The organism is Pseudoalteromonas sp. S3178 (assembly GCF_005886985.1).
Taxonomy (GTDB): Bacteria; Pseudomonadota; Gammaproteobacteria; order Enterobacterales; family Alteromonadaceae; genus Pseudoalteromonas; species Pseudoalteromonas carrageenovora.
On the sequence record NZ_PNCW01000133.1, the window covers coordinates 1 to 1716 of the forward strand.

Sequence of the window (1716 nt, forward strand, 5' to 3'; positions counted from 1 at the left end):
AAGTGTACGCCCAAAAAAATAAATTTCAACCGTATTAGAGTAAATATTCAACTTTACTTAGCGTTAATTGATAAAACAGATTTGTGGTTAAAAGCCTTTTTATTAAAATAGGAATGTGCATTTTTCGTTCAACTCAACGCTTAACAAAATTATTTATGCCATGCTAAGGTTATGTAAGATTGGATTAATTTTGGAAGCCATTATGATCAACTCAGTACCACATAACACACTCCCTAAACTAATAATTGCGGGCTTAACTGTTGCAATGCTTGGTATGTCTACACCAGTTAATGCTAATAATGACTATATAAAAAACTACAAACAGCTCGATGGTTTAGCGCTTAACGTTAACGCAGTAACAGCGGCAGAAGGTGTGGTTATACCTTGGGCTATTGAACCTTTAGCAAATGGTGATTTATTAATATCTGAACGCAGTGGTACATTATTTTTATTGCCTAAAAATACCACTACATTAACTAAAGTGTCTGGGCTACCTAAAATAGATGCTAATGGCCAAGGTGGATTGCTTGATTTATCACTACACACCGACAATAAGCAAAATCAGTGGCTGTACTTTAGTTACTCAAGCAGTGAGGGCACAGGAAGTGGAAGTAACACCGCCCTTATGCGCGCTAAGCTAAATGATGATCATACCCAGTTATCTGATCAGCAATTGCTATACAAAGGCGAACACAACAGCACCAAAGGCCAACACTATGGCAGCCGTATTGTGTTTGATGATGAAGGTTATGTTTATTTTTCAATTGGCGATCGCGGCGCGCGCACTATAAACCCACAAGATCTAACCCGCGATGGCGGTAAAGTATATCGCTTACACGAAGATGGTCGTATCCCAAGTGATAATCCGTTTGTTAAACAAAAAAATGCCAAACATGCAGTTTGGTCCTACGGGCACCGTAATCCACAAGGCATGTGGTTTGATAAACAAAATAATATAGTGTGGTCTCACGAACACGGCCCTCGTGGTGGCGATGAGCTTAATTTAATAAAAAAAGGCGCTAACTACGGATGGCCTTTAGTAAGTTATGGCGTTAATTACAGCGGCACCAAGTTTACAGACCTTAAAGAAAAAGACGGCATGCAATCGCCTGTATTACACTGGACTCCTTCTATTGCTCCCTCCGATATGTTGTATGTAACGAGTAACAAATACCCGAAGCTTAAAGGTAAGCTATTACTCGCATCAATGAAGTTTTCTTTTATTAGCGCACTAGAACTCTCAAAGGGTAAAGTTGCTAAGCAATATAAAATACTCGATGGAATAGGCAGAGTGCGCAGTTTAGCGCAAGGCGCTGATGGGTATATTTATTTAGGCATAGATGGCCAAGGTATTAAACGCCTAGAGCCACAAACGTAAACCCCTTAAATCATCAAAGTATAATAAATACAGCGTTTACTTTATTTTATAGGGTAAGCGCCCTGTCACTAAAAGAACTATTTATCTCTTTGTAGCGTACGATAAAGCTATAATTACCGTAAATTTAAGAGAGTCACCATGTTTTCAATATTCAAATCAGATCCAACAAAAAAGTTGCGTAAAGAGTACGACGCAAAAGTAGAGCAAGGTATGCAAGCACAGCGTAAAGGCGATATTAAAAGTTACGCAATGCTAAGCGCAGAAGCCGAAAAAATTTGGAGTGAAATAGAAGTTCTTGAAGCTAAAAAATCCAAATAATACCAATCGTGTTAAGTTAT

Annotated in this window: 2 protein-coding genes; both read left to right on the forward strand. The window is 38.4% G+C overall.

Translation table 11 applies throughout. The annotated features are described in order from the left end of the window. Positions 1-202: 202 nt before the first annotated feature. Positions 203-1378: a PQQ-dependent sugar dehydrogenase gene (locus CWC11_RS20325; protein WP_138684140.1), complete on the forward strand. Its 1176-nt coding sequence runs from the start codon at positions 203-205 to the stop codon at positions 1376-1378. Positions 1379-1516: 138 nt separating this feature from the next. Then, complete coding sequence (locus tag CWC11_RS20330; protein ID WP_138684141.1) at positions 1517-1696, forward strand: DUF6435 family protein; 180 nt, start codon at positions 1517-1519, stop codon at positions 1694-1696. The last annotated feature ends 20 nt before the right edge of the window (positions 1697-1716 follow it).

Coding starts and splice junctions, on each gene's coding strand:
- CWC11_RS20330 (WP_138684141.1), top strand. CDS start 1,517: ATGTTTTCAATATTCAAATCAGATCCAACAAAAAAGTTGCGTAAAGAG.
- CWC11_RS20325 (WP_138684140.1), top strand. CDS start 203: ATGATCAACTCAGTACCACATAACACACTCCCTAAACTAATAATTGCG.